This is a genomic window from Sphingomonas sp. NPDC092440 (genome assembly GCF_044754985.1).
Classification (GTDB): Bacteria; Pseudomonadota; Alphaproteobacteria; order Sphingomonadales; family Sphingomonadaceae; genus Sphingomonas.
This window is the reverse complement of record NZ_JBIVQA010000005.1, coordinates 18,571-42,540: the sequence shown is the minus strand read 5'-3', so window position 1 is coordinate 42,540 and position 23,970 is coordinate 18,571. Positions and strand designations below refer to the sequence as shown.

The following is a 23,970-nucleotide window of genomic DNA, read 5'->3' as shown; positions in this document are numbered from 1 at the left end:
GGAATGCGTCAGGTTTCCGCCACCCCATTGGCCAGGAACTCGCGCCACAGCATCACCAGCACCGCCATCACGGCGGGGCCGATGAACAGGCCGAGCAGGCCGAGCGTCTCGACGCCGCCCAATATGCCGATCAGCACCCAGAGGAAGGGCAGCTGCGTCGCTCCGCCGATCATCGCCGGGCGGATGAAATGATCGGCGACGAAGATGATCGCGGTGCCGATCGCCACCACCGCGATCGCGCCGCCCATCGAGCCCTGGAGCAGCAGGAGCAGCGCCGCGATCGCGAACATCACCGGCGCGCCGAACGGGATCATCGCGGCGATCGCCGTGACGCCGCCGAGCAGCAGCGGGTGCGGGACGCCGGCGACCAGATAGACGATCGCCATCAGCGCGCCCACGCCCAGCCCCACCAGCACCAGCCCGTCGATCGTGCCGCGCACCGAGCGGATCGCCTGCGCTCCCACGCGCTCGCCCGTGGGGCCGAACAGCTTGAGCACCGCGCGCCGGCCCTGCGCCAGCAGCGCGTCGCGGTCGCGCAGCACGAAGAACAGAGTCAGCAGCGTGAAGCCGAACACCACCGCGCGATGCGCGACATTGGCGCCGATCATGCGCGAATGGATCAGCCATTCCCCGCCGCGGATCGCGCGCAGCTGCTGCGTGGCATCCTCGGGCCGGGCGAGATGAGTCTGCCACCAGTCGCGCACCGCTTCGCCGCCAAAGGGCAGCCGCGCCACCCAGTCGGGCACCGGCACGCCCTGCGCCTGGGCCTGGGCGATCCAGCTCGAGATATCGTGCGCCTCGCGCAGCGCCTGGGCGACGCCGAAGGCGAGCGGCACCAGCACCATCAGCGCCGCCAGCGCAGTGATGATCAGCGGGATGACGATGCGATGGCTGCCCTTCAGCCAGGCACGCAGCTTCAGGTGCAGCGGATCGACCGCGATGGTGAGCACCACCGCCCAGAGCAGGGCCGGCACAAAGCCATGCGCGATCCACAGGCCGATGAGGAGCAATACCCCCACCAGCGCCAGCCGTGCGGCGCGCTGCGCCGTTTCGGTTCGGGTGTTCATGGGCGGAGCGTAGCTTCTTCGCTCCCCTCCCTTCAAGGGAGGGGCTGGGGGTGGGTGGCGTCCCGGCGATACGTCGCCGCGTGCGCCCACCGCACAATATCGCCAGGACCCGACCCACGCCTCGCTCCCCTCCCTTCCAGGGAAGGGAAGCTCAATCCAGCCCCGCCGCCACGCCTTCCAGCCGATCGAGGAACATGCCCCAGCCATGGCGCGCGCCACCATGATTGGCGGCATTGGTGAAGCCGGTCTGCTCCATGCGCAGCCGGGTGCCGCCCGCCACCGGCTCGAGCGTCAGCGTCACCACCGATTCGAAGCGCGGCATCGATTCGCCTTCGCCGCCGGTGTCCCAGCTATAGCTGAGCCGCCGGCCCGGCTCGATCTCGCGCACCGCGCAATCGATCCGCCCGCTCCAGCCGGGCGCCCCGGGGCTCCGCAGCGTGAAGCGATGGCCGTCCGCCAGCGCGAAATCATTGGGCAGCAGCCATTCCGCGATCAGATGCGGCTGGGTGATCGCCCGCCACAATTTTTCCGGCGCGTGCGGGAATTCGCGCTCCATCACCAGCGTGCGCGCCTCGGTCATTGGTCCATCCTCTTCAGCAGATCGTCGAGCCGGTCGAAGCTGTCCGCCCAGAGCGTCTCGTGCAGCCGCATCCAGTCGAGCAGCGGCGCCAGCCCCTTGGGATCGGCCCGGTAATGCGTCTCGCGGCCCTGCGGCCGGTCGCGCACCAGCCCCGCGCCCTTCAGTATCGCGAGATGCTTGGAGACCGCGGGCTGCGAGATTCCCGCCCCGTCGGTCAGCGCGCGCACGGTCAGCTCGGAGCGCGCCAGCCGCTCGAACAGCGCGCGGCGCGTGGGATCGCCCAGCGCGCGGAACAGCGTGTCGAAAGCGGTCGGCTCCATGCGCCGATCCATAACCTATTGGTTATCGGAATCAACCGCCGCGCAAAAAATGCTGTCCTACCGGGCGCGCAGATGCCACGCTCCGCCGATGACCAACGCATTCCTTACCGATCCGGCCGCCCCGTGCGTCTTGCCGCGGGGAAAGACCCCCGCGTGCGATGATATCGCGACCTTTGCGACTTTCCGCGCGGAGATCTGACCCGATGGCCACCCAATCGCCTCGCCCGATGGCCGAGCTCACGCTGCGCGGCATCCTCCTCGGCGCGCTGATCACCATCCTGTTCACCGCCGCCAATGTCTATGCCGGCCTCAAGGTGGGCCTCACCTTCGCCACTTCGATCCCCGCCGCGGTCGTCTCGATGGCGATCCTCAAGGCATTCAAGAGCGGCACGATCCTCGAGAACAACATCGTCCAGACGATCGCGTCCGCCGCGGGCACGCTGGCTGCCATCGTGTTCGTGCTGCCCGGCCTGATCATGGTCGGCTGGTGGTCGGGCTTCCCCTATTGGACCACGGTGGCGGTGTGCATCACCGGCGGCGTGCTCGGCGTGATGTTCTCGGTGCCGCTGCGCCGCGCGCTCGTGACCGGCACCGACCTGCCCTATCCCGAAGGCGTCGCCGCCGCCGAAGTGCTCAAGGTCGGCTCGGCCTCGGGCGCCGGCGACCGGGAGAATGCGGCGGGCCTGCGCACGCTGATCGCCGGCACGATCTTCTCGGGGCTGTTCGCGCTGCTCGCCAAGATGAAGCTGGTGGCCGAGGAAGCGGGCAAGAATTTCGCTATCGGCGGCACCGCCACCGGCTGGTCGACCAGCTGGTCGATGCTGCTGATCGGCGTCGGCCATCTCGTCGGCATCTCGGTCGGCGCCGCCATGTTCTTCGGCATGCTGATCTCCTGGACGGTGCTGGTGCCGTACTTCGCCCATGGCGGCGATCTGGGCGCGGTCGATGCGCTGGTGAGCTCCACCTTCCGCGGCCAGGTCCGCTTCATCGGCGCCGGCACGATCGGCGTCGCGGCGATCTGGTCGCTGCTCAAGATCATCGGACCGATCATCGCCGGCCTGCGCTCCGCCCTCGCCGCCTCGCGCGCGCGCCAGGAAGGCCAGGCGCTCGACATCACCGAGCGCGACATGCCGATCGGCGTGGTGGCGCTGATCACCCTCGCCACCCTCCTCCCCATCGCCTGGCTGCTCTGGACCTTCTCGGCCGGCGGCCCGGTCCATGACCATCCGCTGGCGGTGATCGGCGGCTCGCTCGCCTATGTCCTGATCGTCGGCGTGCTGATCGCGGCGATCTGCGGCTATATGGCCGGGCTGATCGGCGCGTCGAACTCGCCGGTCTCGGGCGTCGGCATCCTCGCGGTGCTCGGCGCCTCGCTGCTGCTGGTCGCGGTCTTCGGGCACGAGGCCGATCCGGCGCGCACCAATGCGCTGATCGCCTATGCGCTGTTCACCACCGCGATCATCTTCTCGATCGCGACCATCTCGAACGACAATCTCCAGGACCTCAAGACCGGCCAGCTCGTCGGCGCGACGCCGTGGAAGCAGCAGCTGGCGCTGATCCTGGGCGTGGTGTTCGGCAGCCTGGCGATCCCGCTGGTGCTCGACCTGCTCAAGAATACGCTCGGTTTCGTCGGCATGCCCGGCGCCGGCCCCAACGCGCTTTCGGCGCCCCAGGCCGCGCTGATCTCCTCGATCGCCAAGGGCGTGCTGGGCGGCGATATCGACTGGAACCTGATCGGGCTGGGCGCGCTGATCGGCGTCGGCGTGATCGTGCTCGACGAAGTGCTGGGCAAGGCCGGCAGGATGCGCCTGCCGCCGCTCGCGGTGGGCATGGGCATCTATCTGCCGATGGGCCTCACCTTGCTGATCCCGGTCGGCGCGGTGATCGGCCATTTCTACGATCGCTGGGCGAAGCGCCAGGCCAATCCGGAGTTCGCCGAGCGGATGGGCGTGCTCGCCGCGACCGGCCTGATCGTGGGCGAGAGCCTGTTCGGCGTCGCCTTTGCCGGCATCCTCGCCTGGGCCAACCGCAACGCGCCGATCCCGCCCAACGACGCGCCGCTGGCGGTGATGGGCGAGAGCTTCGAGAGCGTGGCGATGTGGGTCGCGCCGCTGCTGTTCTTCGGGCTGATCGCCATCGCCTATGCGATGACGCGCAAGCTGGTGCGCGGCACGCCCGCCGGCGCCGGTCCGGAGAGCCCGGCCGAGGGCGAGGCGAATTATCGCTGATTGGTGAAGGCGGCGGGGATCGCCCCGCCGCCGCTCACTTCATCTGGTCAAGGATCGAGCCGATCGGCACGAAGGCGAAGGCGACCGAGCTGTCGGCCACCCCGTAGGGGATGAACAGCTTGTCGCCATGCTTGATGGCGCCGCAGGTGTAGACGACGTTGGGCACATAGCCCTCGCGGTCCTGGTCCGCCGCGGCGAGCAGCGGCTCGCTCGAACGGGCGAGGACCTTGCTGGGATCGTTCTTGTCGAGCAGCGCCGCGCCGATCGAATATTTACGCATCGCGCCGACGCCGTGGGTGAGGATCAGCCAGCCCTGGTCGAGCTCGATCGGCGGGCCGCAATTCCCCATCTGGACGAGCTCCCAGGGGAATTTCGGCTTGATCAGCAGCTCGCCGCCGTCCCAGCGGGTGATGTCGTCGGAAGCGTGGAGGAAGATGTTCTCGCCGTCCTGCCGGCCGAGCATCATGTAGCGCCCGTTCACGGTGCGCGGGAACAGCGCCATGCCCTTGTTGCGGCTCGCGCTGCCCGACATCGGCACCAGGTCGAAGCTGCGCCAGTCGCGGGTGCGCAGCAGCTCGGACTGGATCACCGATCCGTTATAGGCAGTGTAGGTCCCGATCCATTCCTCCTGCCCGTCCTCGTGCCGGAAATGGGTGATGCGCAGATCCTCGAGGCCGTTGGACTGGGCCTTGGTGATCGGGAAGATCACCGTGCCCGAGAGCGTGGAGTCGCGGTGGCGATAGACCGTCACCGGCCCTTCGGGGATATGCTCCTCGTCCTCCTCGCGGGCATCGGCGGCAGTGGCGAAGGGCGGTTCCGGCGCGAGGGCCAGGTCGTTCCGGTCGGTGATGATGCCTTCGCGGAAGGCGACCGAGGAGATGTGCCCCTCGCCCACGGCGCGCAGGCTCATCAGGATGCGCAGCGAGCCGGGCGGCATGCCGGTCTGGTCGTAATGCGGCACTGCGCTGGGGTTCATCAGCGCGGCGGCGGCATAGCTGTATTCGTGGCAGAAATAGGCGCCGATCAGCTGGCGCTTCTCGTCACCGATCTGGCTGCCGTCGAGCCCGAGCATCGCCTCGATCTCGTCATAGCGCGTCATGAACACGCGGCGCGTCTGCCAGTGGCGCGCCTCGAAGTCCTTGAGCACGATCTCCAGCTGGCCGCGCGCCTCGCCGGGCGACATCGCCAGCACTTCGCTCACCAGCCGCTCGGTACGGCTGGGCGCCGACCCGTTCGAGGCCCAGGCAATGTGGAAGGGCCGCACCACAACGCGCGAAGGATCCGCACGCAGACGCAGCGCATGATTGAAAAGTTCGAGCATTCGGCTCCCAGCCATTGTCCCCGCACCGACGCCCAGGCTGTAACTAGGCGACGGCGGCTCGCACCGGTGTTGCCACGTTTCCGGTTGCCTTTGAAAGAGCCGAAATCGCGCAGTTGGCGAGCTGGAGCGCCAAAATGGATTCGGCCCCCTGGTTGCGGTTGAGCCCATGCGGCATCAGCCCGTCGAAACATCCCCCGTCCTGGGCGCTGGCGAGCGGCAGCTCGAGATCGTTGGCGCCGAGATACCAGCGATAGGCACGCAGCGCCTCCTCCACCCAGCGCCTGTCGCCCGTCGCTTCATGGGCAGCGACACAGGCCTCCACCGTCGCCTGCGCCTCCAGCGGCTGCTGGTCGAACTGGAGCGGCGGGGCATAGGCGCGCCCGAAGCTTTCGGTGCCGACGGCGCGGAAGCGGCCCTCGGGCGAAGTCTGCCGGGCGACGATCCATTCGAGCGTCTCGAGCCCGACACCGACGAACGCGTCGCGGCCGAGCGCCATCCCGGCGCGCAGCAGCGCTTCGGGCAGGCGGGCATTGTCATAGGCGAGCACGATCTCGAACCATTGCCATTCGGGGCGGCGATTGCCGTCGAGCAGCGCGATCAGCTCCTCGCCGAACCGGGTGAGGATCTCACGGCTGAGCGCATGGCCCGGATGCGCGCCCAGCATCGCCGCCGCGCCCAGCATCGCGAAGGCGCGCGCCCGCGGGCTGCCCAGCTCGAGCGCGATCGAGGCGGTGGCGTCGAACAGGGCCGATGCCCAGTCGCGATGCTTCTGCGCCCGGGCATCGCGCGCCGTCACGCCCAGCGCCCAGAGCGCCCGGCCGTTCGAATCCTCGGAGCCGACATCCTCGCACCAGGTCCGGTCGAAGTTCATGAAGTTGCGGAAGCGGCGCAGCTCCGGGTTCCAGGCATATTGGACGAAGGCGGCATAGACGCTCGTCCATCTGTCGCGCACGGCTTCGTCGATCGTCTCGATCCTGCTCATCAGGATGAGCGCGCGGGCATTGTCGTCGATGCAATAGCCGTGGCGGCGATCGGGCACCGAATAGATCGAGTGCTGGAGCATGCCGGTCGCATCGCTCATCCGCTCGACCGCGGCGATGTCCGGCTCGAGCGGCACGAGCGCCTTGGCCGGCGGAGGAAACCGGCGCGGCCTGGCGGCGACGATGCCCCCCAGCATGTCCATCGCGGCCTCGACAAGGCGCGGCCACAACATGGTGCGGCCACGGGCATAGGCGCGCCCGGCCAGCGCGGCCCGCACCGGCGCGTCGGCAAGCAGGCGGACGATCTCGCGGGCAAAGGCGGCGCTGTCCTGGAAAGGCACGAGCACGCCATGATCGTCCGCGAGTATCTCGGTCGCATGGACATAGGGAGTCGAGACCACCGGCTTGCCCACCGCCACCGCATAGGAGAGCGTGCCCGAAGTGATCTGCGCGGGATCGGGATAGGGCGTCGCATAGACGTCCGCCGCCTGGAGATAGTCGAGCAGTTCGCCCTGCTCGACAAACCCGTCGATGAACGCGACCTGCCCGGCCACGCCCCGATCGGCGGCCAGCGCCTTAAGCCGCTCGCGATAGGCTTCGCCCTCGTGCGCGACGAGGTTCGGATGCGTCGCGCCCAGGATCACATAAAGCGCGTCGGGGCGGGCCCGCGCGATCGCCGGCATCGCCTCGATCATCGTCTCGATGCCCTTGCTCGGCGCGAGCAGGCCGAAGGTGAGGATCACTTCGCGCCCCTGCCAGCCGAAGCGCGGCTTGAAGTCCCGCGGATCGGCGAAGGGGCGATCGGGCACGCCGTGCGGGATCATCACGATCTTCCGGTCGTCGGCGCCGTGCACGCGCTTCAGGATCTCGCACCCCTTCTCCGCCATCACGATCACGCGCGAGGCGCGGCGCAGCAGCGCTTCCATCACGCGCCGCTGATCGGGATTGGGATTCTCCAGCACGGTGTGCAGCGTCGCGATCACCGGGATCGACAGCCGGTCGAGCAGCGCGATCAGATAGTCGCCGGCCGGGCCGCCATAGATGCCATATTCATGCTGCACCCACAGCGCCTGCGCGCCCGAGGCCTCGATCATCCGGGCAGCGCCCAGATAGGCGGCGCGATCCTGCTCCGGGATCGCGGCAGTCACTGCGTCGGGATAGTCATACCGTCCCGGATGATCGTCCATCGCATAGACGTCGACCTTCAGGTCCGGGAAGCGCTGCTTGAGCGCGGCATAGGTATCGGTCGTGTAGGTGGCGAGTCCGCATTTGCGCGGCAGGAAGTTACCGATCAGTGCGATGTGCTGGATATTCGGGGCTTTCATGCGCCGATCTTTCCCTTCGCTATCGCAAACTCAATTGCGCGTAAGCCCCACGCTCGCCCTTCCAAACCAACTATTTTCAATAAGGTTTCATCATGTTGCAATGCAGCATGATACGACCATCCGGTCGCCTTGTAAATCTGGCGTTCAGCCGCGGCCGCGATAGCCCGGAACCCCCTGATCCGGTATCCAGACACCCTCCGGCGGCGCGCCGGACTGCCAGAAGACGTCGATCGGTATGCCGCCGCGCGGATACCAATAGCCGCCGATCCTGAGCCATTCCGGCTGCATCTCGTCGAACAGGCGCTGGCCGATGCCGACGGTGCAATCCTCGTGGAAGGCACCATGGTTGCGGAAGCTGCCCAGGAACAGCTTGAGCGACTTGGACTCGACGATCGTGTCGTTCGGCACATAGTCGAGCACCAGATGCGCGAAATCCGGCTGGCCGGTGATCGGGCAGAGCGACGTGAACTCGGGTGCCGCGAAGCGGATGAGGTAGCGCGTGCCCTTGCGCGGATTGGGCACATAATCGAGCTCGGCCTCCTCCGGCGTGGCGGGAAGAGTCGAGGTTTTTCCGAGATGCTTGGCGTCCATCCCGGCCATGTAGGCGTTTGCGGAGCGCTTTGCATCCTTCTAGGACGCTTTCCATGGACGGGCTCGTTACGACCGAATGGCTGGCCGGCGCCGATGCGGTGCTGGTGCTCGATGCAACCTATAGCTCGACGATCCCCGGATCGCCGCCGCGCAATCCCCGCGCCGAATTCGAGGCCGAGCATATCGCCGGCGCGCGCTTCCTCGATCTCGACACGCTGATCGACGAGACCAGCCCGCTCCCCTCGACCATGCCGACCGTCGCCAGGATCGCCGAGCGGCTGCGCGCGCTGGGCGCGGATACCGAGACGCCGATCATCCTCTACGACAATGGCCCGCACCACACGTCGTGCCGCGCCTGGTGGGTGCTGCGGCTCGCCGGCGTCGACGTGGCGCTGCTCGACGGCGGCATGGCCAAGTGGAAGGCGGAAGGCCGTGCCGTGGAAAGCGGCCCGCACCGGGCCGAGCGGGGCAATTTCCAGCCCCGCCCGCCCAAGGCCCGGGCGCGCACGCTCGACGAGATGAAGGCCGAGACCGGGCAGATCGCCGATGCGCGCTCGGCCGCGCGCTTCACCGGCGAGGAAGCCGATCCGCGCCCCGAAGTCGCGGCGGGCCATATCCCGGGATCGCGCAACGTCCCCTATCCGAAGTTCTTCAACTCCGACGGCACCTGGCAGGCGCGCGATCATATCCGCGCCGTGTTCGAGGATCATGGCATCGACCTGGCCCGCCCGCTGGTCACCACCTGCGGCTCGGGCATCACCGCCGCGATCCTGGCATTCGGCGCGCACCTGCTCGACAACGAAGCCGCGCTGTACGACGGCAGCTGGACCGAATGGGGTAGCCGTCCCGAGACCGCCAAGGCATTGGGCCCGGCATGAGCGAGAAACAGGACAAGACCAAGGTCGTCGCCGCCGGCCGGCGCAAGGAGTGGACCCAGGGCATCGTCAACCCGCCGGTGTGGCGCGCCTCGACGATCCTCTATGACGATGTGGCGCATCTGCGCGCCAGCGGCGCCAGCGATACCCATCACCGGCTGTTCTACGGCCGGCGGGGCACGCCGACCCAATGGTCGCTCGCCGATGCGCTGACCGAGCTCGAGCCGGGCGCCGAGGCGACGCTGCTCTACCCGTCCGGCGTCGCCGCGATCGCCTCGACCCTGCTCGCCCTGCTCTCGCCGGGCGACCACCTGCTGCTCCCCGACAGCAGCTACGACCCGACGCGCAACTTCGCCAACGGCCTGCTCCGGCGGATGGGGATCGAGACCAGCTATTATGACCCGCTGATCGGCGAAGGCATCGCGGCGCTGTGCCGCGCGAACACCCGCGTGATCTTCCTCGAAAGCCCCGGCAGCCTGACCTTCGAAGTGCAGGACGTGCCGGCGATCGTCGCGGTGGCCAGGGATCGCGGCATCGCCACGGTGCTCGACAATACCTGGGCGACACCCCTGCTCTTCCCGGCGATCGCGCACGGAATCGACTACACGATCCTTGCCGCGACCAAATATGTCGTCGGCCATTCCGACGTAATGCTGGGTTCGGTCACCGCCGCACGGGGCAAGTACCAGGCGCTGCGCGACACCACCTACCAGCTCGGCCAGACGGCCAGCCCCGACGATGCCTGGCTGGGCGCGCGCGGCCTGCGCACCATGGCGATCCGGCTCGAGCAGCATGGCCGGGCGGCGCTGCGAATCGCCGAATGGCTCCGCACCCGCCCCGAAGTGGCGCGCGTGCTCCACCCGGCGCTGCCCGATTGCCCGGGGCACGAGATCTTCCACCGCGACTTCAAGGGCCCCGCCGGCCTGTTCTCCTTCGTCCTCGCCGGCGGCGGCGAAAAGGAACGCGCCGCGCTGATCGACGGCCTGGAGCATTTCGGCATCGGCTATAGCTGGGGCGGCTATGAGAGCCTCGCCCTGCCGGTCGACCCGCAACGCTTCCGGACCGCCACCGAGTGGAAGGCGGCAGGACCCGTCGTCCGCCTGCAGATCGGGCTCGAGGATCCGGACGACCTGATCGCCGACCTCGAACAGGGGCTGGCCCGCTTCGCCGGGATGCGCGGATGATGCAACGGTTCGGCGACTGGCTGGCGGGGCACGATCTTCCCTCGCCGCCCGAGCTGTCCGAAGCCGGCATCGCCGCCGCGCTCGCCATCGTCGCCCTGGCGCTCGGCTGGTTCGCCGGCCGCAGGATCGGCGGGCGCATCGCCGGATATTGGTCGCGCGACGCCGATCACGGCCCCCTGTTCAGCGGGCGCATCTGCGACGTGATCCGTCACGGCGTGGCGACGCTGCTGCTCGGCATCCTCCTCTCCGCCTGGCCCTGGCACCCGCTCGCCGCGCTGGGGCTGGGCTTTGCCACCGGGGCCGCCGCCGCCCTGTTCACCGTTGCGGTGCTGCGCGGGCTCAACCTGCCGCGCGGGATCGCCTGGGGCGTGGCCGCCATCGCCTTCGCCGCCATATTGAGCCATGCGATCGGCGGGTTCGCGGCGACGCAGGACACGCTCGACCGGGTCGGCGTCCAGATCGGCCAGCGCCGGCTCACCCTGCTCTCGCTGCTCAGCATCGCCGTCACCGTGCTGCTGCTCTTCGCCGGGGTGCGCCTGTTCAACCGGATGCTGACCCGGTGGATCGCCGGCGCGCGCGGCTTCGATCCCACGCAGAAGCTGCTCTTCCAGAAGCTGGCCGCGATCGCCGCGGTGGTCGTCGCCTTCTTTGTCGGCATCGACCTGCTCGAGATCGACCTGACTGCCTTCACCGTCTTCTCGGGCGCGTTCGGCCTGGCCATCGGCTTCGGCCTGCAGAAGACGATCGGCAACCTGATCGCCGGAATCATCCTGCTGATGGATCGCTCGATCAAGCCGGGCGACGTGATCGTGGTGGGCGACAGCTTCGGCTGGGTGAACAAGATCGGCGTGCGCGCGGTGAGCGTCGTCACCCGCGACGGCAAGGAGCATCTGATCCCGAACGAGATATTGATGACCCAGGAAGTGGAGAACTGGTCGTACACCGATCGCAACGTCCGCGTCCGCATCCCGGTGACCGTCGCCTATGATTCCGACCTCAAGCTCGCCCAGGCACTGATGCTGCGCGCCGCGAAGGAAAGCCCGCGCGCTCTCGACGATCCGCCCACCAATGTGCGCCTCTCGGCCTTTGGCGAGAGTGGCGTGGAGCATGAGATCCTCACCTGGATCAGCGATCCCGAAAGCGGCGTCGGCAATGTGAAGAGCGACGTGCTCAACCGGCTCTGGGTGATGTTCCACGAGCACGGCATCGCGCTCGCCCTGCCGCAGCGCGAGGTGCGGCTGTTCGGGGACGAGGCGAAGCGAGGCTAAGGTCCATACTCGATCAAGGCTTTGATTTCTTTCGCCATCCCCGCGATTCTCTCCGTTATCCTCGCGACACCCTTCGCCATCCCCGCGATATTCTTCGTTATCCCCGCCTCCGCGGGGATGACGGAGTTGGCTGATTGAGTCCCGTACGCAGGCCATTGCCCTTTGCCGGGCCTCGTCCCTATCTGGATGCCGTGCCCGCCGCTCCCGTGACCGCCCGTATCGCCGATGGCGTAAGCTCGATCCCGCCGGGGGATTGGGACGCGTGCGCGGGAACGCGCAACCCGTTCGTCAGCCATGGCTTTCTCTCGGTCCTCGAGCGCTCGGGATCGGTGAGCCCCCGCGCCGGCTGGCAAGCGCTGCCGATCGTGATCGAGGACGCGCGGGGCATCCCCGCGGCGATCGCGCCGGCCTATGCCAAGAGCCACAGCCAGGGCGAATATGTCTTCGACCATGCCTGGGCCGAGGCCTGGGAGCAGGCGGGCGGCCAATATTATCCCAAGCTCCAGATCGCCGTGCCCTTCACGCCCGTGCCGGGTCCTCGGCTGCTGCTGCGCGACGGCGCGCTGGCGCCCGGCCTGATCGCAGGGATCGAGGCAGTGACCGACCGGAACCGGCTGTCCTCGGCGCATGTCACCTTTCTCGAGCCGGACCAGCTGCCCCTGTTCGAGGAAGCCGGCTGGCTGATCCGCACCGGCACCCAGTTTCATTGGGCGAACCAAGGCTATCGCAGCTTCGACGAGTTCCTGGGCGACCTTGCCAGCCGCAAGCGCAAGGCGATCCGCAAGGAGCGCGCGGCGGCAGTGGCAGGCCTGACCATCCGCCATCTGTGTGGCGCCGAGATCACCGAGGCGCATTGGGATGCCTTCTGGGCCTTCTATCAAGACACGGGCAGCCGCAAATGGGGCCGCCCCTATCTGACCCGCGACTTCTTCTCGCTGCTCGGCGGCGAGATGGCGGACAAGGTGCTGCTGATCCTGGCCGAGCGCGACGGGCGGCCGATCGCCGGCGCCCTCAACCTGATCGGCGCGGACGCGCTCTATGGCCGCTATTGGGGTGCGATCGAGGAAGTGCCCTTCCTGCATTTCGAGCTCTGCTACTACCAGGCGATCGACGCCGCGATCGCGCGCGGCCTGGCCCGGGTGGAGGCGGGCGCGCAGGGCGAGCACAAGCTCGCGCGCGGCTATGCGCCGGTGACCACCTGGTCGGCGCATTATCTCCCCGATCCGGGCTTCCGCCGCGCCGTCGCCGACTATCTGGAGCGCGAGCGCGAGGCAGTGGCGCAGGAGCAGGAATATCTGGGCGAGCTGACGCCCTTCCGGCGCGGCTGCTAGGCGCGGCGCGCGGCGCCGCCCGGCCCTGGCAGGGCACGGGCGCCGGCATGCTTCGCCACCGGCGCGCACCGCGGAAGCTTGCGCTAGGGGGCCCGTGTTTTCGCTTCCCGCACGGGCTCGCGCGGCGGGTTCGATCAAGGGGGAAAGACGCGCCAGGCTGCATCCGCCAGGGTGGAGCAGCCGAAATCCTACATTGAAATCCCCGGCCGCTCCGCCGGAAAGGCGGAAGCGGGCGGATCCGGCCTAGTGGCGGACCCTGCCCCGGTGCTTCGCCCGGGCCGTCGGGCTGGGCGTGGGCGACGGGCTGGAGGAGGCGACCGGCTCGGGCGATTCCTCCGGCACCGGGCTCGCCTCCGGATCCGGCAGGCTGCTGCCGCCCTGATGCCCCTCGCGCAGGATGATGTCGCGCTCCCAGCGCGGCACCGGCAGTTCGCCCGGCTCGATCACCGGCGCGGGCACCGAATGATCGATCTTGAACAGCGCGCTCGATCCGTCGCGCCACAGCGGGATCAGCCCCTGCTCGAAGCGCGGATTATAGGCCGGCGTCTCGATCATCCAGACATAGTCGAACGCATCGCGCGGGAAGCGTGCCAGCGCCCAGGCCACCGGGCGCCAATATTCGCGCGGGCACTGCACGTCGGTGACGATCTGCGACGGGTCATGGGCAAAGCGCCTGGCGGCGGCATAGCGCACGGTGAGCAGCTGCCCGCCGGCCATCGACCATTGATCGTTGGTATAGGCGAGCTTGCGCTCGAGCGCGAGGGCGGGGACGTGCTGGAGGCGCGTCTGCTTCCACTCGTAGCGGCAGGTCTCGCCGACGAAGCTGATCAGCCGGGCACCCCGGGGCAGGTGCTCGAGCGCCTTGAGCTCGCGGTCATAGGTGCCGCTGTAGAGCAGGAAGCTCCAGGTCGTGGCGCCGATGCGGACGCAGAAAAAGGCCATGCCGAGCGCCGCCACGGTGGCGGCGCCCCGGATCGACAGGCCGGGCTTGGGCCGGATCGCGAGGATGCCGATGGCGAGCAGGAAGGGCACCAGCCGCATGTCGGCATAGGCCGATCCGAACACGACGCGCGGCAGGAAGATGTAGACCAGGGTGAGGAAGATGCCCGACAGCGCCAGATTGCGCGAATATTGGATGTTCGGATCGCGCACCGCCTTGAACAGCAGCAGGAACAGCACGCCCACCGAGGCCAGGTCGAACAGCTGCCAGCGATCGCGGAAGACCTGGGTGATCCACAGCATCTTCGCGCGCCAGTTGAACATGTCGAAGGTCTGGCCGGTGACGTGCCCGCCGGAGCGCCACAGCACCATCAGCAATGCCGGCGGCGCGAGCACCACGCACTGCAGGCCGGCATGGAACCAGGGCAGGATCCAGCCGCCGACTAGGTCCTTGTGCCACGGCACGTGCGGATTGCGGCGCAGATCGTGCTGGCGGATCAACTCGGCCGAGAAGGCGAGGATGCCGAGCAGGCCCCAGCCATAGGTGTGGCAGACCCAGATCAGCACCGAGATCGGCAGGAACACCATCGAGCGGAAGACGAACTTGCCCAGCCGCGCCAGCCGCAGCCACCAGCCGAACGCCAGCAGCGCGAACGCCATCGACAGCGCGAAATTGACGAAGCCGAAATGGAAGGGGAAGGCATAGGCGAGCGGCAGCGCGAACAGCGCGGTCGCCGGGATGCGGCCATGTACCTCGCGCGCGATCCACAGCATGCCCGCCACCGTCATCGCCGGGATCGCGATGACGATCAGCTTCACCGCCACCTCGAGCCCGAAGACATGGTGCAGCGGGATGACCAGCAGGTCGACGCCCAGATTGCCCATCAGGCTCCAGCGGAAGTCGTACCATTCCTGGAGGAAGGGATATTGGTCATAAGTGAACTGGACGCGGTAGCGCCCCATATGGCCGGGCAGATCGACCAGCGGCGGGATCTGGGGCCAGAGCAGCGGAATGATGGCTATGAAGGTGCAGAGCGCCACGAACCATCGTGTCTGCCACCATTGCAACGCGTCGCCCCTGTCCATCCGCGCCTTCTAGTGCGCAGGGACGCCGCCCGACAAGCGGTTCCTGTCGATCTTGTACAGCCCGCTGGCGCCGTCCCGCCAGACGGGCGTCGTGCCGGCGAGCAGCCGCGCGTCGAAGGGCGGCGGCGCGATCAGCCAGACATAGTCGAACGCGTCGCGCGGGAAGCCGCGCAGCGCCTGGTCGATGGTCATCCGGTCCTGCTTGTCCTTGCAGGGGGCGGCGAGGACCACTTCGGACGGATCGATCGCGAACGCCCCCATCGCGGGCGCGTCGATGGTGAGCAGCGCCGAGCCGGCGAGCTCCCACTGGTCGTTGGAAAAGGCCGCGCGGCGTGCCATCGCCAGGCCGGAGAGGTGATCGAGCCGGCTCAGCGCCCAGGGATCGATGCAATTGTCGCCGACGAACGCGACGATCCGCGCGCCGCGCGGAACATGGTCGAGCGCGGCGAGCTGGCGATCATATTCGCGGCCATATTGCCAGAAGCTGATCGTGGTGCCCGCCGTCCGCGCCAGGAAGAACGCCAGGCCGGCGATCGCCAGCCAGCGCAGCTCGCGCGCGCCGATGCCCTTGTCGACGCGGATCGCGAGCAACGCCAGCAGGACGATGAACGGTGCCAGCCGCATATCGGCATAGGCGGAACCGAACAGCTTGTAGGGGATGAGCAGGAAAGCGCCGGCCAGCATCAGGCACGCGCCCGTCAATGCCGCCGCATGGCCGAAGCGCGGGTTGCGCGCGCTCCGATAGACCAGTCCCCAGAGCAGCAGCACCGAGCAGAAGTCGAACGGCCACCAGCGGTCGCGCAGGAAGATCGCCAGCCACGAGACCTTGCGCAGGCTGAAGAAGCGCTCGGTGATCCCGCCGCCGCCACCTGGCCGCCAGAGCAGCAGCAGCGGCAGCAGCGGCGACGCGAGCGGCAGGCAGGCGATGGCGGCGCGCATCGCCGCATCGATCCATCCGCGGCCCTGCCGGCGCCGCAGCGCCAGCTCGGCGCCGAAGACCATCAGCCCCAGCATCCCCCAGCCCATGACATGCGCCACCCAGACGACGCACGCTAGCGGCAGGAACAGCGCCGCGCGCAGCCTCGTCCGGCCCTGCCGCCCGAGCCGCAGCCACAGGGCGAAGCCGTTGAGCGCGAGCGCCGCCGCCAGCGCGAAGTTGAGGAAGCCGAAATGAAAGGCGTAGTTGTAGACCAGCGGCAGCGCGAACAGCGCGAAGGGCGTGACCCGGCCATGGACCTCCCGCGCGATCCACAGGATGCCGGCGGCGGAAAGCGCGACCGTCGCGATCGCGACCAGCTTCACTGCCGGCTCCAGCCCCGCCAGCGGTGCAAGGCCCGCGACCAGCAGATCAGCGCCGAGATTGCCGATCAGCCGCCATTGGAAATGATACCATTGGCCGAGCATGTCCGCATCGGTGCCGAGCATCACCCGGAACCGGCCGATATGCCCCGGCAGATCGGTGAGCGGCGGCACGCCCGGCGCGAGCAGCGGCACGCACGACGCCAGGATCGCGGCGAGCGCAAACCAGCGCGTCTCCCACCAGCGAGCGGCCGCCTGCTCCATCAGTGGCGCGACGCCAGCCTGTAGGCACGCGGCGCGTCTCCGTCGCCGATCGGCACCAGCCAGTCGGGCACCGATCCGGCGCGCAGGCTGGCGGCGAGGCTGCGCGGCTCCCGCGCCTCCCTGGCGAAGCGGTCGAGATCGTCGGGGCAGAAGGCGACGTAATCGATGCCCCAGGCCCGCGCGATCGCTTCCGATTGCACGGGCTGGCCCAGGAAGAAGTCGTACATGGCACGGTTTCCCCGATTGTTGCGGTGATAGGGCGCGGCGAGCACCGCGTGTGGCGTGGCGGCGAGCGCATAGGCGCCCAGGTCGAGCGGCGCGAGCAGATGCCCGGGCGGGAGCGCCGCGAGCCGGGCGAGGCTCTCCGGCGTGGTGCAGCTCGGCCCGGGGGCGGCACGCGGCGGGAAGAGTGCCGTGGCGGCGATCGGATAGAGGATGCCGGTCGCGGCAATCCAGGCGGCGAGCAGCACGAGCGGACCACGGGCCCGCGCCGCGCCGATCGTCACTGCCAGGGCCGGGGCGGCGAGCATTGCCCCGGCATAGGCGCCGCGCAACTGGAACAGCGTGATCGCCAGCGCGGCGAACTGGAGCGCGGCCAGCACCCACCAGCCGGCCTCGCGCCGTCGCCGGGCAATCACGAGCGACGCGGCCAGCCCGGCCAGCGCGAGCCCGGCATAGGCGATGGCATTGGCGGGCGGCGCGCCGAACAGGGGCTGCGCCTCGCCGACCTCGGCAAGCCACAGGCGAGCGAGGAGCGGATCGACCTCGCCATAGGGATCGAGGCATTGCGGCGCGAGCAGCAGCACCGCCACCGCCGCCACCGCCCCTGCGATCCCGGCGGCGGCGGCGCGTGCGCGCAGCCCATGCGGCGCCGCGACGGCGAACAGGGCGAGCCCCATCGGCGCGAGCGCGGCACATTGCGCCGCGCGCCACAATATTCCGGTGAAGCCGTCACAGGCCGGCACGCTCCAGCCGCTCGTGCGGAAGAGGATGGCCGCCCCGGCAAGCGCGAGCGGCAGGGCGATGCCGAAGCCGAGCAGCCGGTCGCGGCCGCCCGGCCGGTCCATGACCCAGAGCAGCACCAGCGCAGCGCCGGCGACGCCGAGCAGCGGCAGGGTCTCGAGCCCGATGACGAGCGACGCCGTCACGGCGAGCGCCGCGCCCGCGCCGGCCCGGAAACTGCCCGTGCCGAGCAGCGCACGCACCAGGTACAGGATCAGGACGAGCTGCAATCCGTGATGGTCGATCCGCCCGGGCAGGAACAGGCTGGTTGCCGGATAGGCGAGCGCGGCGAGCAGGATCGCCGTCGCCGCCGGCGCGCCCAGGCGACCCGCCACCGCGCCGGTCAACGCCAGCGCCGCGCAGAACAGCGAGGCCGGCCACAGGATCACCGCGACCAGTGCCGCGCCATGCCCGCCAAGCAGCGGCGTCAGCGCGGCGATCAGTCCGGCGGGAACCAGATCGGCGAGCCGCGACCAGTGCATCTCCAGCCCCGGCGCCGGCCCGAGGCGGTGCTGGGCAAGGTCGGCGAAGCGCTGCCCCGCCAGCCAGTCGCGAATCTGCTGGAGGCGCACCATGTCGTCGGTGTCGGGCAGGCGGAGCGCGGCGAGATCGTGCCAGTCGCGCAGCGTCCAGGCCAGAGTGAGCACTGTCGCGAGCAGCACCGCGAGCACGGACTCGCGCCAACGCATCGGAAGGGAGCTCGCGGGCATGACCCGGGTCTAGCCCAACATGGTTAAGAGCCCGTTAGGGAGCGAGCGCCGTCGAGACCGCCCGCTCCCATGGCGCGAACACGGGGCTGACATTCGGACGGGCCCCGCATACACCCTTGGCATGGCGCGGGGGCATGCGAAGCTGGCCATGGCACAGGGCCTGAGCGTCTGGGTGCTCGACGCGCCGGAGGGATTCGGCGATGCCGGCTTCCACGCGCACCATGCGATCCAGATCACCATCGCCTTGTCCGGCGACCTGATGCTCGACTGCGCCGGCATCCGGCGGCGCGGCCCGGCGCTGGCGGTGAACGCCGATGCGTGCCACCGGTTCGAGGCACGCGGCCTGCTCGCCTTCGTCTTCGTCGAGCCCGAAAGCCGGACGGGACGGGCGCTGCGGCACGCGCTGTTCCAGGAAGCGCCGCTGGTCGTGCTCGATCCGGCGAAGGTGGGCGCGGCCGCCATGGCGCTGCGGGAAACATTCGCGGCGGCGCTGGAACGGGCGGTGCTGCTGGAGGCGGGATATGGGATCGTGGAGGCGATCGTCCCCCGCGCGGAGGCCCCCCTGCCCGATCCGCGCATCCTCCGCATGATCGCGCATGCGGCCGGGCATCTGGACGAACCCCTCACGCTCGCCAGCGCCTCGGCCGATATCCCGCTTTCACCGAGCCGCCTGCGCCATTTGTTCGTCGAGCAGACCGGCCTGGCCTTCAAGACCTATGTGCTGTGGCTGCGCCTGTTCCGCGCCGTGCAGGGCTATTCGGAGGGATTGTCGCTCACCGAGGCGGCGCATGCGGCGGGCTTTGCCGATTCGGCGCATTTCAGCCGGGTGTTCAAGCGCACCTTCGGGCTGCCGGCGACGACGCTGACGCGACTTTAGCCCCTGCGTTCAAGCGTGGCGCAGCGGCTGCGCCTATCCGGCCCGCCTCACCAACGAGGAGATATCGACATGACGACCCGCGAAGAAGCCGACCGGCGCTGCAAGCCCAGCTGCACCTGCACCGACTGCAAGTGCGGCCCCGATTGCCGCTGCGGCAAATAAGCAGGGCACCGGGCCGGACAGTCGCCGGCCCGGTCGTCGCGCGTCAGCGGTCGCGGCGGCCCAATAGACGGAGCCGCAGCGCATTGAGCTTGATGAAGCCTGCCGCGTCGCGCTGGTCGTATGCGCCCTGATCGTCCTCGAAGGTCACGACCTTTTCCGAATAGAGGCTGTACGGCGACTTGCGGCCGGTGACGATCACGCTGCCCTTGTAGAGCTTCAGGCGCACCGTGCCCGTCACCTTCTCCTGGCTATGGTCGATCGCGGCCTGCAGCATCTCGCGCTCGGGCGCGAACCAGAAACCGTTGTAGATCAGCTCGGCATAGCGCGGCGCCAGCTCGTCCTTGAGGTGCGCGGCACCGCGATCGAGCGTGATCTGCTCGATGCCGCGATGGGCGAGGTGATAGATGGTGCCGCCCGGCGTCTCGTACATGCCGCGGCTCTTCATGCCGACGAAGCGATTCTCGACCAGGTCGAGCCGGCCAATGCCGTGCTTGCGGCCAAGCTCGTTGAGCGCGGTGAGCAGCGTCGCCGGCGACATCGCCTGGCCGTTCAGCGCCACGCCGTCGCCGCGCTCGAAATCGATCGTGATCGTCTCGGGCTCGTTCGGCGCGTCTTCCGGGTTCACCGTGCGCGAATAGACATAGTCGGGCACTTCCTCCCACGGATCCTCGAGCACCTTGCCCTCGCTCGAGGTGTGGAGAAGGTTCGCGTCGGTCGAGAAGGGCGATTCGCCGCGCTTGTCCTTGCTCACCGGGATCTGGTGCTGCTCGGCGAACTCGATCAGCCGGGTGCGGCTGGTCAGGTCCCATTCGCGCCACGGCGCGATCACCTTGATGTCCGGGTTGAGCGCGTAATAGCCGAGCTCGAAGCGGACCTGGTCATTGCCCTTGCCGGTGGCGCCGTGGCTCACCGCATCGGCATTCACCAGCTTGGCGATCTCGATCTGGCGCTTGGCGATCAGCGGCCGCGCGATCGAGGTGCCGAGCAGATACAGGCCCTCATAGAGCGCATTCGCCCGCATCATCGGGAAGACGAAGTCCTTGACGAACTCCTCGCGCAGATCGTCGATGAAGATGTGCTCGGGCTTGACGCCGGCCATCTCGGCCTTCTTGCGCGCTGGCTCCAGCTCCTCGCCCTGGCCGAGATCGGCGGTGAAGGTCACCACCTCGCACTGATATTCCTGCTGGAGCCATTTCAGGATCACGCTCGTGTCCAGGCCGCCCGAATAGGCGAGCACGACGCGGTTGATCTTGTCCGACATGGGCGACTCCAAAGGATGTGCGGGGAAACGGCGTGCGCCTTAGGGGCGCGGGGCCGCTTCCGCAAGTTCCGTGGCTGGGGCATGCTCCCCCGCACCGACTCGGGAGAGGCAGATGGCCGAGCTCAAGACCAAGGCGACCGAGGTCAGCGTCGCCGATTTCATCGCCGCCGTACCGGACGAGGCGCGCCGCGCCGATGCCGAGGCGGTCTGCGCGATGATGGCGCGATTGACCGGCGAGCCGCCGAAGATGTGGGGGCCTTCGATCATCGGCTTCGGCAGCTATCGCTACACCTATGACAGCGGCCGCACCGGCGAGATGTGCCGGATCGGCTTCTCGCCCCGCAAGGCCGAGCTGGTCCTCTATGTGCTCGACGGCAATGCCGATCAGAGCGAAGTCCTGAACCGGCTCGGCAGGCACAAGACCGGCAAGGGCTGCCTCTACGTCAAGCGGCTGGCCGATGTCGACGCGGACGTGCTCGAGGAGATCGTCCGCGCCAAGATCGCGCGGATGGACGCCGCCTACCCGGCCTGACCGGCCTGGCGCAGCGTCACCTTGTGCGGCTCGCGCAGGGCCCGTTCCGCCTCGACCATATAGTCGCGGGTCAGCGGCAGCGCGTCGCGCGAGCGCGAGAACTGGAGCTGGTAGTTGACCAGCCCGCCATATTGGAAGCTCACATGGCACCCCGCCAGGTAGAAGCACCACATGCGATAGAAGCGCTCGTCATACAGGCCGACGATCGCGTCGCGCGCCGCGACGGTGCGTTCATACCAGTGCTTGAGCGTCTCGGCATAATGGAGGCGCAGCACCTCCACATCGGTCATGAAATAGCGCAGCCCCTCATAGCCCTGGGCGATCTCGGAGAGCGCCGGGATATAGCCGCCGGGGAAGATGTATTTCAGGGTGAAGGCATCGGTGACGCCGGGGCCGCCCGCCCTGCCGATGGTGTGGAGCAGCATCACCCCCTCGGGCGTCAGCAGCTCGCGCACCTTGCGGAAGAAGGTGCGGTAATGCGGCGTGCCGACATGCTCGAACATGCCGACCGAGACGATCCGGTCGAACTGGCCGATGACATGGCGATAGTCGATCAGCTCGAACTTCACCTTGTCCGCCACGCCGGCATCGCGCGCGCGCTGGCGGGCGACCTTGAGCTGCTCCTCCGACAGGGTGACGCCCAGCACCTCGGCGCCCGTCTTCTGGTGGATGTAGAGCGCCATGCCGCCCCAGCCGCAGCCGATGTCGAGCACCTTCATGCCCGGCTTCAGCGCCAGCTTGGCGACGATATGCGCCTTCTTGTCGAGCTGGGCCTGTTCGAGGCTGATGCCGGCCTCGCTGAAATAGGCGCAGCTATATTGCCGGTCGGTATCGAGGAAGAGATCGTAGAGCTTGCCCGACAGGTCGTAGTGATGCGCGACGTTCCGCTTCGAACGGCGCTCCATGTTGATCCGGCCGAGCCGGAACATCACGGCGTCGACCGCCTTTTTGAACGCGCTGGGGAAGAGCACCGAATCATTGTCTTCCCAGCGGTTGTTCGACGCGAACAGGATCAGCAGGTCGAGGATATCGCCCTGCTCGATCTCGATGCCGCCGTCCATGAACGCCTCGGCCGCGCCCAGCGACGGATCGCGCAGGATGCGCCGCGCCGCGCCTGCTCCGAAACGGATCGTTACCGGCTTGAGCGCCGGATCGGCTTCGCCGAAGCTGCGCCGGGTGCCATCCGCGTGGATGACGGTAAGTTGTCCGCGCCTGACTGCGCGTGCGAAAAAACGATCGATCAACGCCATTAAGCCGTCACCACCACCCGATGTAACAGCCCCCCATAGCCACTTTAGGGAAGCACGCGATTTCCGCAATATTTCCGCAGCTGCGAAATCAGATGCCGCCATACCATTCATAGCCGGCGATATCCTCCCAGAAACCGCCCTTGCCCCGGCCGATCCCGGCCAGGCTCGCCACCGCCTCGATCCGCATCACATATTTCGCGTGCTTGTAGCCGAGCTGGCGCTCGACCCGGAGGCGCAGCGGCGCGCCGTGCCCGATGCCGAGCGGCGCGTCGTTCATCGCCCAGGCGAGGATCGTCTGGGGGTGGAAGGCGTCCACCAGGTCGATCGACTCGTAATAGGGGATCCGGCGCCGGCCGAACACGTCGGCGCAGTGGAAGACGATGTAGCGCGCGCCGTCGCGCAACCCGGCGAGCTGAAGGACGGTCTCCAGCCGCGGCCCCTGCCATTTGCCGATCGCGCTCCAGCCCTCGACGCAATCGTGCCGGGTGATCTGCGCGCGCTGGGGCAGCGCCCGCAGCTGGGCAAGGCTGAGCGAGAGCGGCTGGCGCACCAGCCCGCTAACCTGCAGCCGCCAGTCGGCGAAGCGGCCGGCGGCGAGCGCGGCATATTCGGGCGTATCGGGATTGGCGGTGCCGTTCGTCCGAAAGCGCGGGCTGCGCTGCTCCGGGCGGAACTCGCGGGCGAGCGCGGCGCGGCCGGTGATCGAACGCTGGAGATAGCGATGCGCTTCCTCGGCGCTCAGCAGCACCGGGCTCCCGCTCCACGCGTCGCAGCCCGCGAGCAGCGTCGCGCCACCGGTGACGATCAGGCCGCGCCGAGTGATCATGCCTCCGGCTCCGTTTCGGGCGATTTCCACCAGCCGGTGATCATCGAGCGGACCTCGTTCACCGGGCCGGCCAGGATCACCAGGGTGAGGTGCGCCACCAGGAAACCGGTCAGCAGCGCCATCGCGATGAAATGGAGCGAGCGCGCCGATTGCCGCCCGCCGAACAGGTCGGCCAGCCAGGGCCACATGCCCGGCGCCAGCGCCAGGCCGGTGCAGATGAGCAGCGGCAGCAGCACGAACAGCACGAAGGCGTAGCTAGCCTTCTGGAAGAGATTATAGGCGCGCGGGTCCTCCGGATCGTGGAAGCGCATCTCCCAATGCGCCCGAAGATCCTCGGCGACGTGCGCGGTGGTGAGTTCGTCGCGGCGGAAGCGCAGGTCGCGCTGGAAGTGCCGGTTGGCCAGGCTCCAGGGCAGATAGACCAGCAGCGAGAAGGCCAGCACCAGCGCGAAGAACAGATGCCAGTGCCGGGCGCCGGCCAGGTCGTAGGTCGATGGCAGGGTCAGCCAGCCGGGCCAGCGCGGCAGGCTGAGCCAGGCATGGTCGAAATTCGCGCCGTAATTGCCCCAGTAGAGGCGCGGATGCGCATTGAAGATCATCAGCCCGCTGGGGATCATCACCAGCACGGCGAGCGCGTTGATCCAGTGCCAGATGCGCGTGACCAGCCGGTGGCGATAGACCTGCATGGCCCT

General features: G+C 68.6%; 20 protein-coding genes. 7 read left to right on the top strand and 13 right to left on the bottom strand.

What is annotated here, in order from left to right:
* Nucleotides 1-8 precede the first annotated feature (8 nt).
* From ACIQCS_RS09840 to ACIQCS_RS09830, 3 genes are all read right to left on the bottom strand, one after another.
* Entirely contained in the window at nucleotides 9-1,067 is a 1,059-nt protein-coding gene (locus ACIQCS_RS09840; RefSeq protein WP_345849848.1) for an AI-2E family transporter, read from the bottom strand.
* A 151-nt stretch (nucleotides 1,068-1,218) separates the two neighbouring features.
* Entirely contained in the window at nucleotides 1,219-1,647 is a 429-nt protein-coding gene (locus ACIQCS_RS09835; RefSeq protein ID WP_345849847.1) for an SRPBCC domain-containing protein, read from the bottom strand.
* Complete coding sequence (locus ACIQCS_RS09830; RefSeq protein WP_345849846.1) at nucleotides 1,644-1,967, bottom strand: metalloregulator ArsR/SmtB family transcription factor; 324 nt, start codon at nucleotides 1,965-1,967, stop codon at nucleotides 1,644-1,646. The genes ACIQCS_RS09835 and ACIQCS_RS09830 overlap by 4 nt, the downstream gene beginning before the upstream one ends.
* A gap of 203 nt (nucleotides 1,968-2,170) precedes the next feature.
* On the opposite strand from ACIQCS_RS09830, the gene ACIQCS_RS09825 reads away from it, so the two are divergent.
* Nucleotides 2,171-4,195 carry an OPT family oligopeptide transporter gene (locus tag ACIQCS_RS09825; protein WP_401530715.1) on the top strand — a complete coding sequence of 675 codons (2,025 nt, stop codon included), beginning with the start codon at nucleotides 2,171-2,173 and terminating at the stop codon, nucleotides 4,193-4,195.
* Between the two features lie 34 nt (nucleotides 4,196-4,229).
* On the opposite strand, the gene ACIQCS_RS09820 is transcribed toward ACIQCS_RS09825, so the two are convergent.
* The 3 genes from ACIQCS_RS09820 to queF form a co-directional block, all read right to left on the bottom strand.
* A complete protein-coding gene (locus tag ACIQCS_RS09820) occupies nucleotides 4,230-5,516 on the bottom strand; it encodes a glycoside hydrolase family 130 protein (RefSeq protein WP_345849844.1) in 1,287 nt (428 codons plus the stop codon).
* A gap of 43 nt (nucleotides 5,517-5,559) precedes the next feature.
* On the bottom strand, nucleotides 5,560-7,821 hold the full coding sequence (locus ACIQCS_RS09815) for a glycosyltransferase (protein WP_345849843.1): 2,262 nt from the start codon (nucleotides 7,819-7,821) through the stop codon (nucleotides 5,560-5,562).
* 144 nt (nucleotides 7,822-7,965) lie between these two features.
* The gene (queF, locus tag ACIQCS_RS09810) at nucleotides 7,966-8,412 is read right to left on the bottom strand and encodes a preQ(1) synthase (RefSeq protein ID WP_345849842.1); all 447 of its coding nucleotides are present in this window, start codon (nucleotides 8,410-8,412) and stop codon (nucleotides 7,966-7,968) included.
* A gap of 53 nt (nucleotides 8,413-8,465) precedes the next feature.
* Between queF and ACIQCS_RS09805 the strand changes: the two genes are divergently transcribed.
* From ACIQCS_RS09805 to ACIQCS_RS09790, 4 genes are all read left to right on the top strand, one after another.
* Entirely contained in the window at nucleotides 8,466-9,290 is an 825-nt protein-coding gene (locus tag ACIQCS_RS09805; protein ID WP_345849841.1) for a sulfurtransferase, read from the top strand.
* A complete protein-coding gene (gene metC / locus ACIQCS_RS09800) occupies nucleotides 9,287-10,471 on the top strand; it encodes a cystathionine beta-lyase (protein ID WP_345849840.1) in 1,185 nt (394 codons plus the stop codon). The genes ACIQCS_RS09805 and metC overlap by 4 nt, the downstream gene beginning before the upstream one ends.
* The gene (locus ACIQCS_RS09795; RefSeq protein WP_345849839.1) at nucleotides 10,468-11,739 is read left to right on the top strand and encodes a mechanosensitive ion channel domain-containing protein; all 1,272 of its coding nucleotides are present in this window, start codon (nucleotides 10,468-10,470) and stop codon (nucleotides 11,737-11,739) included. The genes metC and ACIQCS_RS09795 overlap by 4 nt, the downstream gene beginning before the upstream one ends.
* 191 nt (nucleotides 11,740-11,930) lie before the next feature.
* On the top strand, nucleotides 11,931-13,070 hold the full coding sequence (locus tag ACIQCS_RS09790; protein WP_345849838.1) for a GNAT family N-acetyltransferase: 1,140 nt from the start codon (nucleotides 11,931-11,933) through the stop codon (nucleotides 13,068-13,070).
* Between the two features lie 243 nt (nucleotides 13,071-13,313).
* On the opposite strand, the gene ACIQCS_RS09785 is transcribed toward ACIQCS_RS09790, so the two are convergent.
* Genes ACIQCS_RS09785 through ACIQCS_RS09775 form a run of 3 tightly spaced genes read right to left on the bottom strand, consistent with a single transcriptional unit; the run spans nucleotide 13,314 to nucleotide 18,349 of the window.
* Nucleotides 13,314-15,095, bottom strand: coding sequence for a hypothetical protein (locus tag ACIQCS_RS09785; RefSeq protein ID WP_345849837.1), 1,782 nt, complete (start codon nucleotides 15,093-15,095; stop codon nucleotides 13,314-13,316).
* Nucleotides 15,096-15,104: 9 nt separating this feature from the next.
* The gene (locus ACIQCS_RS09780; RefSeq protein ID WP_345849836.1) at nucleotides 15,105-16,658 is read right to left on the bottom strand and encodes a hypothetical protein; all 1,554 of its coding nucleotides are present in this window, start codon (nucleotides 16,656-16,658) and stop codon (nucleotides 15,105-15,107) included.
* Complete coding sequence (locus ACIQCS_RS09775; protein ID WP_345849835.1) at nucleotides 16,658-18,349, bottom strand: hypothetical protein; 1,692 nt, start codon at nucleotides 18,347-18,349, stop codon at nucleotides 16,658-16,660. Before ACIQCS_RS09775 ends, ACIQCS_RS09780 begins: the two co-directional genes overlap by 1 nt.
* 169 nt (nucleotides 18,350-18,518) lie before the next feature.
* Between ACIQCS_RS09775 and ACIQCS_RS09770 the strand changes: the two genes are divergently transcribed.
* On the top strand, nucleotides 18,519-19,247 hold the full coding sequence (locus ACIQCS_RS09770; RefSeq protein ID WP_401530709.1) for a helix-turn-helix transcriptional regulator: 729 nt from the start codon (nucleotides 18,519-18,521) through the stop codon (nucleotides 19,245-19,247).
* A gap of 205 nt (nucleotides 19,248-19,452) precedes the next feature.
* On the opposite strand, the gene ACIQCS_RS09765 is transcribed toward ACIQCS_RS09770, so the two are convergent.
* Nucleotides 19,453-20,670, bottom strand: a complete 1,218-nt coding sequence (locus tag ACIQCS_RS09765) for an argininosuccinate synthase (protein WP_280277928.1) — start codon at nucleotides 20,668-20,670, stop codon at nucleotides 19,453-19,455.
* Nucleotides 20,671-20,782: 112 nt separating this feature from the next.
* On the opposite strand from ACIQCS_RS09765, the gene ACIQCS_RS09760 reads away from it, so the two are divergent.
* The gene (locus tag ACIQCS_RS09760) at nucleotides 20,783-21,202 is read left to right on the top strand and encodes a DUF1801 domain-containing protein (RefSeq protein ID WP_345849833.1); all 420 of its coding nucleotides are present in this window, start codon (nucleotides 20,783-20,785) and stop codon (nucleotides 21,200-21,202) included.
* Here the strand turns inward: ACIQCS_RS09760 and ACIQCS_RS09755 are convergent.
* The 3 genes from ACIQCS_RS09755 to ACIQCS_RS09745 all read right to left on the bottom strand — a co-directional run bounded on the left by ACIQCS_RS09755 (nucleotide 21,190) and on the right by ACIQCS_RS09745 (nucleotide 23,964).
* Nucleotides 21,190-22,452: a cyclopropane-fatty-acyl-phospholipid synthase family protein gene (locus tag ACIQCS_RS09755; RefSeq protein ID WP_345849832.1), complete on the bottom strand. Its 1,263-nt coding sequence runs from the start codon at nucleotides 22,450-22,452 to the stop codon at nucleotides 21,190-21,192. The genes ACIQCS_RS09760 and ACIQCS_RS09755 overlap by 13 nt on opposite strands.
* Nucleotides 22,453-22,540: 88 nt before the next feature.
* Entirely contained in the window at nucleotides 22,541-23,278 is a 738-nt protein-coding gene (locus tag ACIQCS_RS09750) for a molybdopterin-dependent oxidoreductase (RefSeq protein ID WP_345849831.1), read from the bottom strand.
* The gene (locus ACIQCS_RS09745; protein ID WP_345849830.1) at nucleotides 23,275-23,964 is read right to left on the bottom strand and encodes a cytochrome b/b6 domain-containing protein; all 690 of its coding nucleotides are present in this window, start codon (nucleotides 23,962-23,964) and stop codon (nucleotides 23,275-23,277) included. Before ACIQCS_RS09745 ends, ACIQCS_RS09750 begins: the two co-directional genes overlap by 4 nt.
* Nucleotides 23,965-23,970: the final 6 nt, after the last annotated feature.

What these genes read in the sequence shown, in the direction of transcription:
- ACIQCS_RS09840 (WP_345849848.1), bottom strand. Translation starts at nt 1,067, where the DNA reads ATGAACACCCGAACCGAAACGGCGCAGCGCGCCGCACGGCTGGCGCTG.
- ACIQCS_RS09835 (WP_345849847.1), bottom strand. Translation starts at nt 1,647, where the DNA reads ATGACCGAGGCGCGCACGCTGGTGATGGAGCGCGAATTCCCGCACGCG.
- ACIQCS_RS09830 (WP_345849846.1), bottom strand. Translation starts at nt 1,967, where the DNA reads ATGGAGCCGACCGCTTTCGACACGCTGTTCCGCGCGCTGGGCGATCCC.
- ACIQCS_RS09825 (WP_401530715.1), top strand. Translation starts at nt 2,171, where the DNA reads ATGGCCACCCAATCGCCTCGCCCGATGGCCGAGCTCACGCTGCGCGGC.
- ACIQCS_RS09820 (WP_345849844.1), bottom strand. Translation starts at nt 5,516, where the DNA reads ATGCTCGAACTTTTCAATCATGCGCTGCGTCTGCGTGCGGATCCTTCG.
- ACIQCS_RS09815 (WP_345849843.1), bottom strand. Translation starts at nt 7,821, where the DNA reads ATGAAAGCCCCGAATATCCAGCACATCGCACTGATCGGTAACTTCCTG.
- queF (WP_345849842.1), bottom strand. Translation starts at nt 8,412, where the DNA reads ATGGACGCCAAGCATCTCGGAAAAACCTCGACTCTTCCCGCCACGCCG.
- ACIQCS_RS09805 (WP_345849841.1), top strand. Translation starts at nt 8,466, where the DNA reads ATGGACGGGCTCGTTACGACCGAATGGCTGGCCGGCGCCGATGCGGTG.
- metC (WP_345849840.1), top strand. Translation starts at nt 9,287, where the DNA reads ATGAGCGAGAAACAGGACAAGACCAAGGTCGTCGCCGCCGGCCGGCGC.
- ACIQCS_RS09795 (WP_345849839.1), top strand. Translation starts at nt 10,468, where the DNA reads ATGATGCAACGGTTCGGCGACTGGCTGGCGGGGCACGATCTTCCCTCG.
- ACIQCS_RS09785 (WP_345849837.1), bottom strand. Translation starts at nt 15,095, where the DNA reads ATGGACAGGGGCGACGCGTTGCAATGGTGGCAGACACGATGGTTCGTG.
- ACIQCS_RS09780 (WP_345849836.1), bottom strand. Translation starts at nt 16,658, where the DNA reads ATGGAGCAGGCGGCCGCTCGCTGGTGGGAGACGCGCTGGTTTGCGCTC.
- ACIQCS_RS09775 (WP_345849835.1), bottom strand. Translation starts at nt 18,349, where the DNA reads ATGCGTTGGCGCGAGTCCGTGCTCGCGGTGCTGCTCGCGACAGTGCTC.
- ACIQCS_RS09770 (WP_401530709.1), top strand. Translation starts at nt 18,519, where the DNA reads ATGGCACAGGGCCTGAGCGTCTGGGTGCTCGACGCGCCGGAGGGATTC.
- ACIQCS_RS09765 (WP_280277928.1), bottom strand. Translation starts at nt 20,670, where the DNA reads ATGTCGGACAAGATCAACCGCGTCGTGCTCGCCTATTCGGGCGGCCTG.
- ACIQCS_RS09760 (WP_345849833.1), top strand. Translation starts at nt 20,783, where the DNA reads ATGGCCGAGCTCAAGACCAAGGCGACCGAGGTCAGCGTCGCCGATTTC.
- ACIQCS_RS09755 (WP_345849832.1), bottom strand. Translation starts at nt 22,452, where the DNA reads ATGGCGTTGATCGATCGTTTTTTCGCACGCGCAGTCAGGCGCGGACAA.
- ACIQCS_RS09750 (WP_345849831.1), bottom strand. Translation starts at nt 23,278, where the DNA reads ATGATCACTCGGCGCGGCCTGATCGTCACCGGTGGCGCGACGCTGCTC.
- ACIQCS_RS09745 (WP_345849830.1), bottom strand. Translation starts at nt 23,964, where the DNA reads ATGCAGGTCTATCGCCACCGGCTGGTCACGCGCATCTGGCACTGGATC.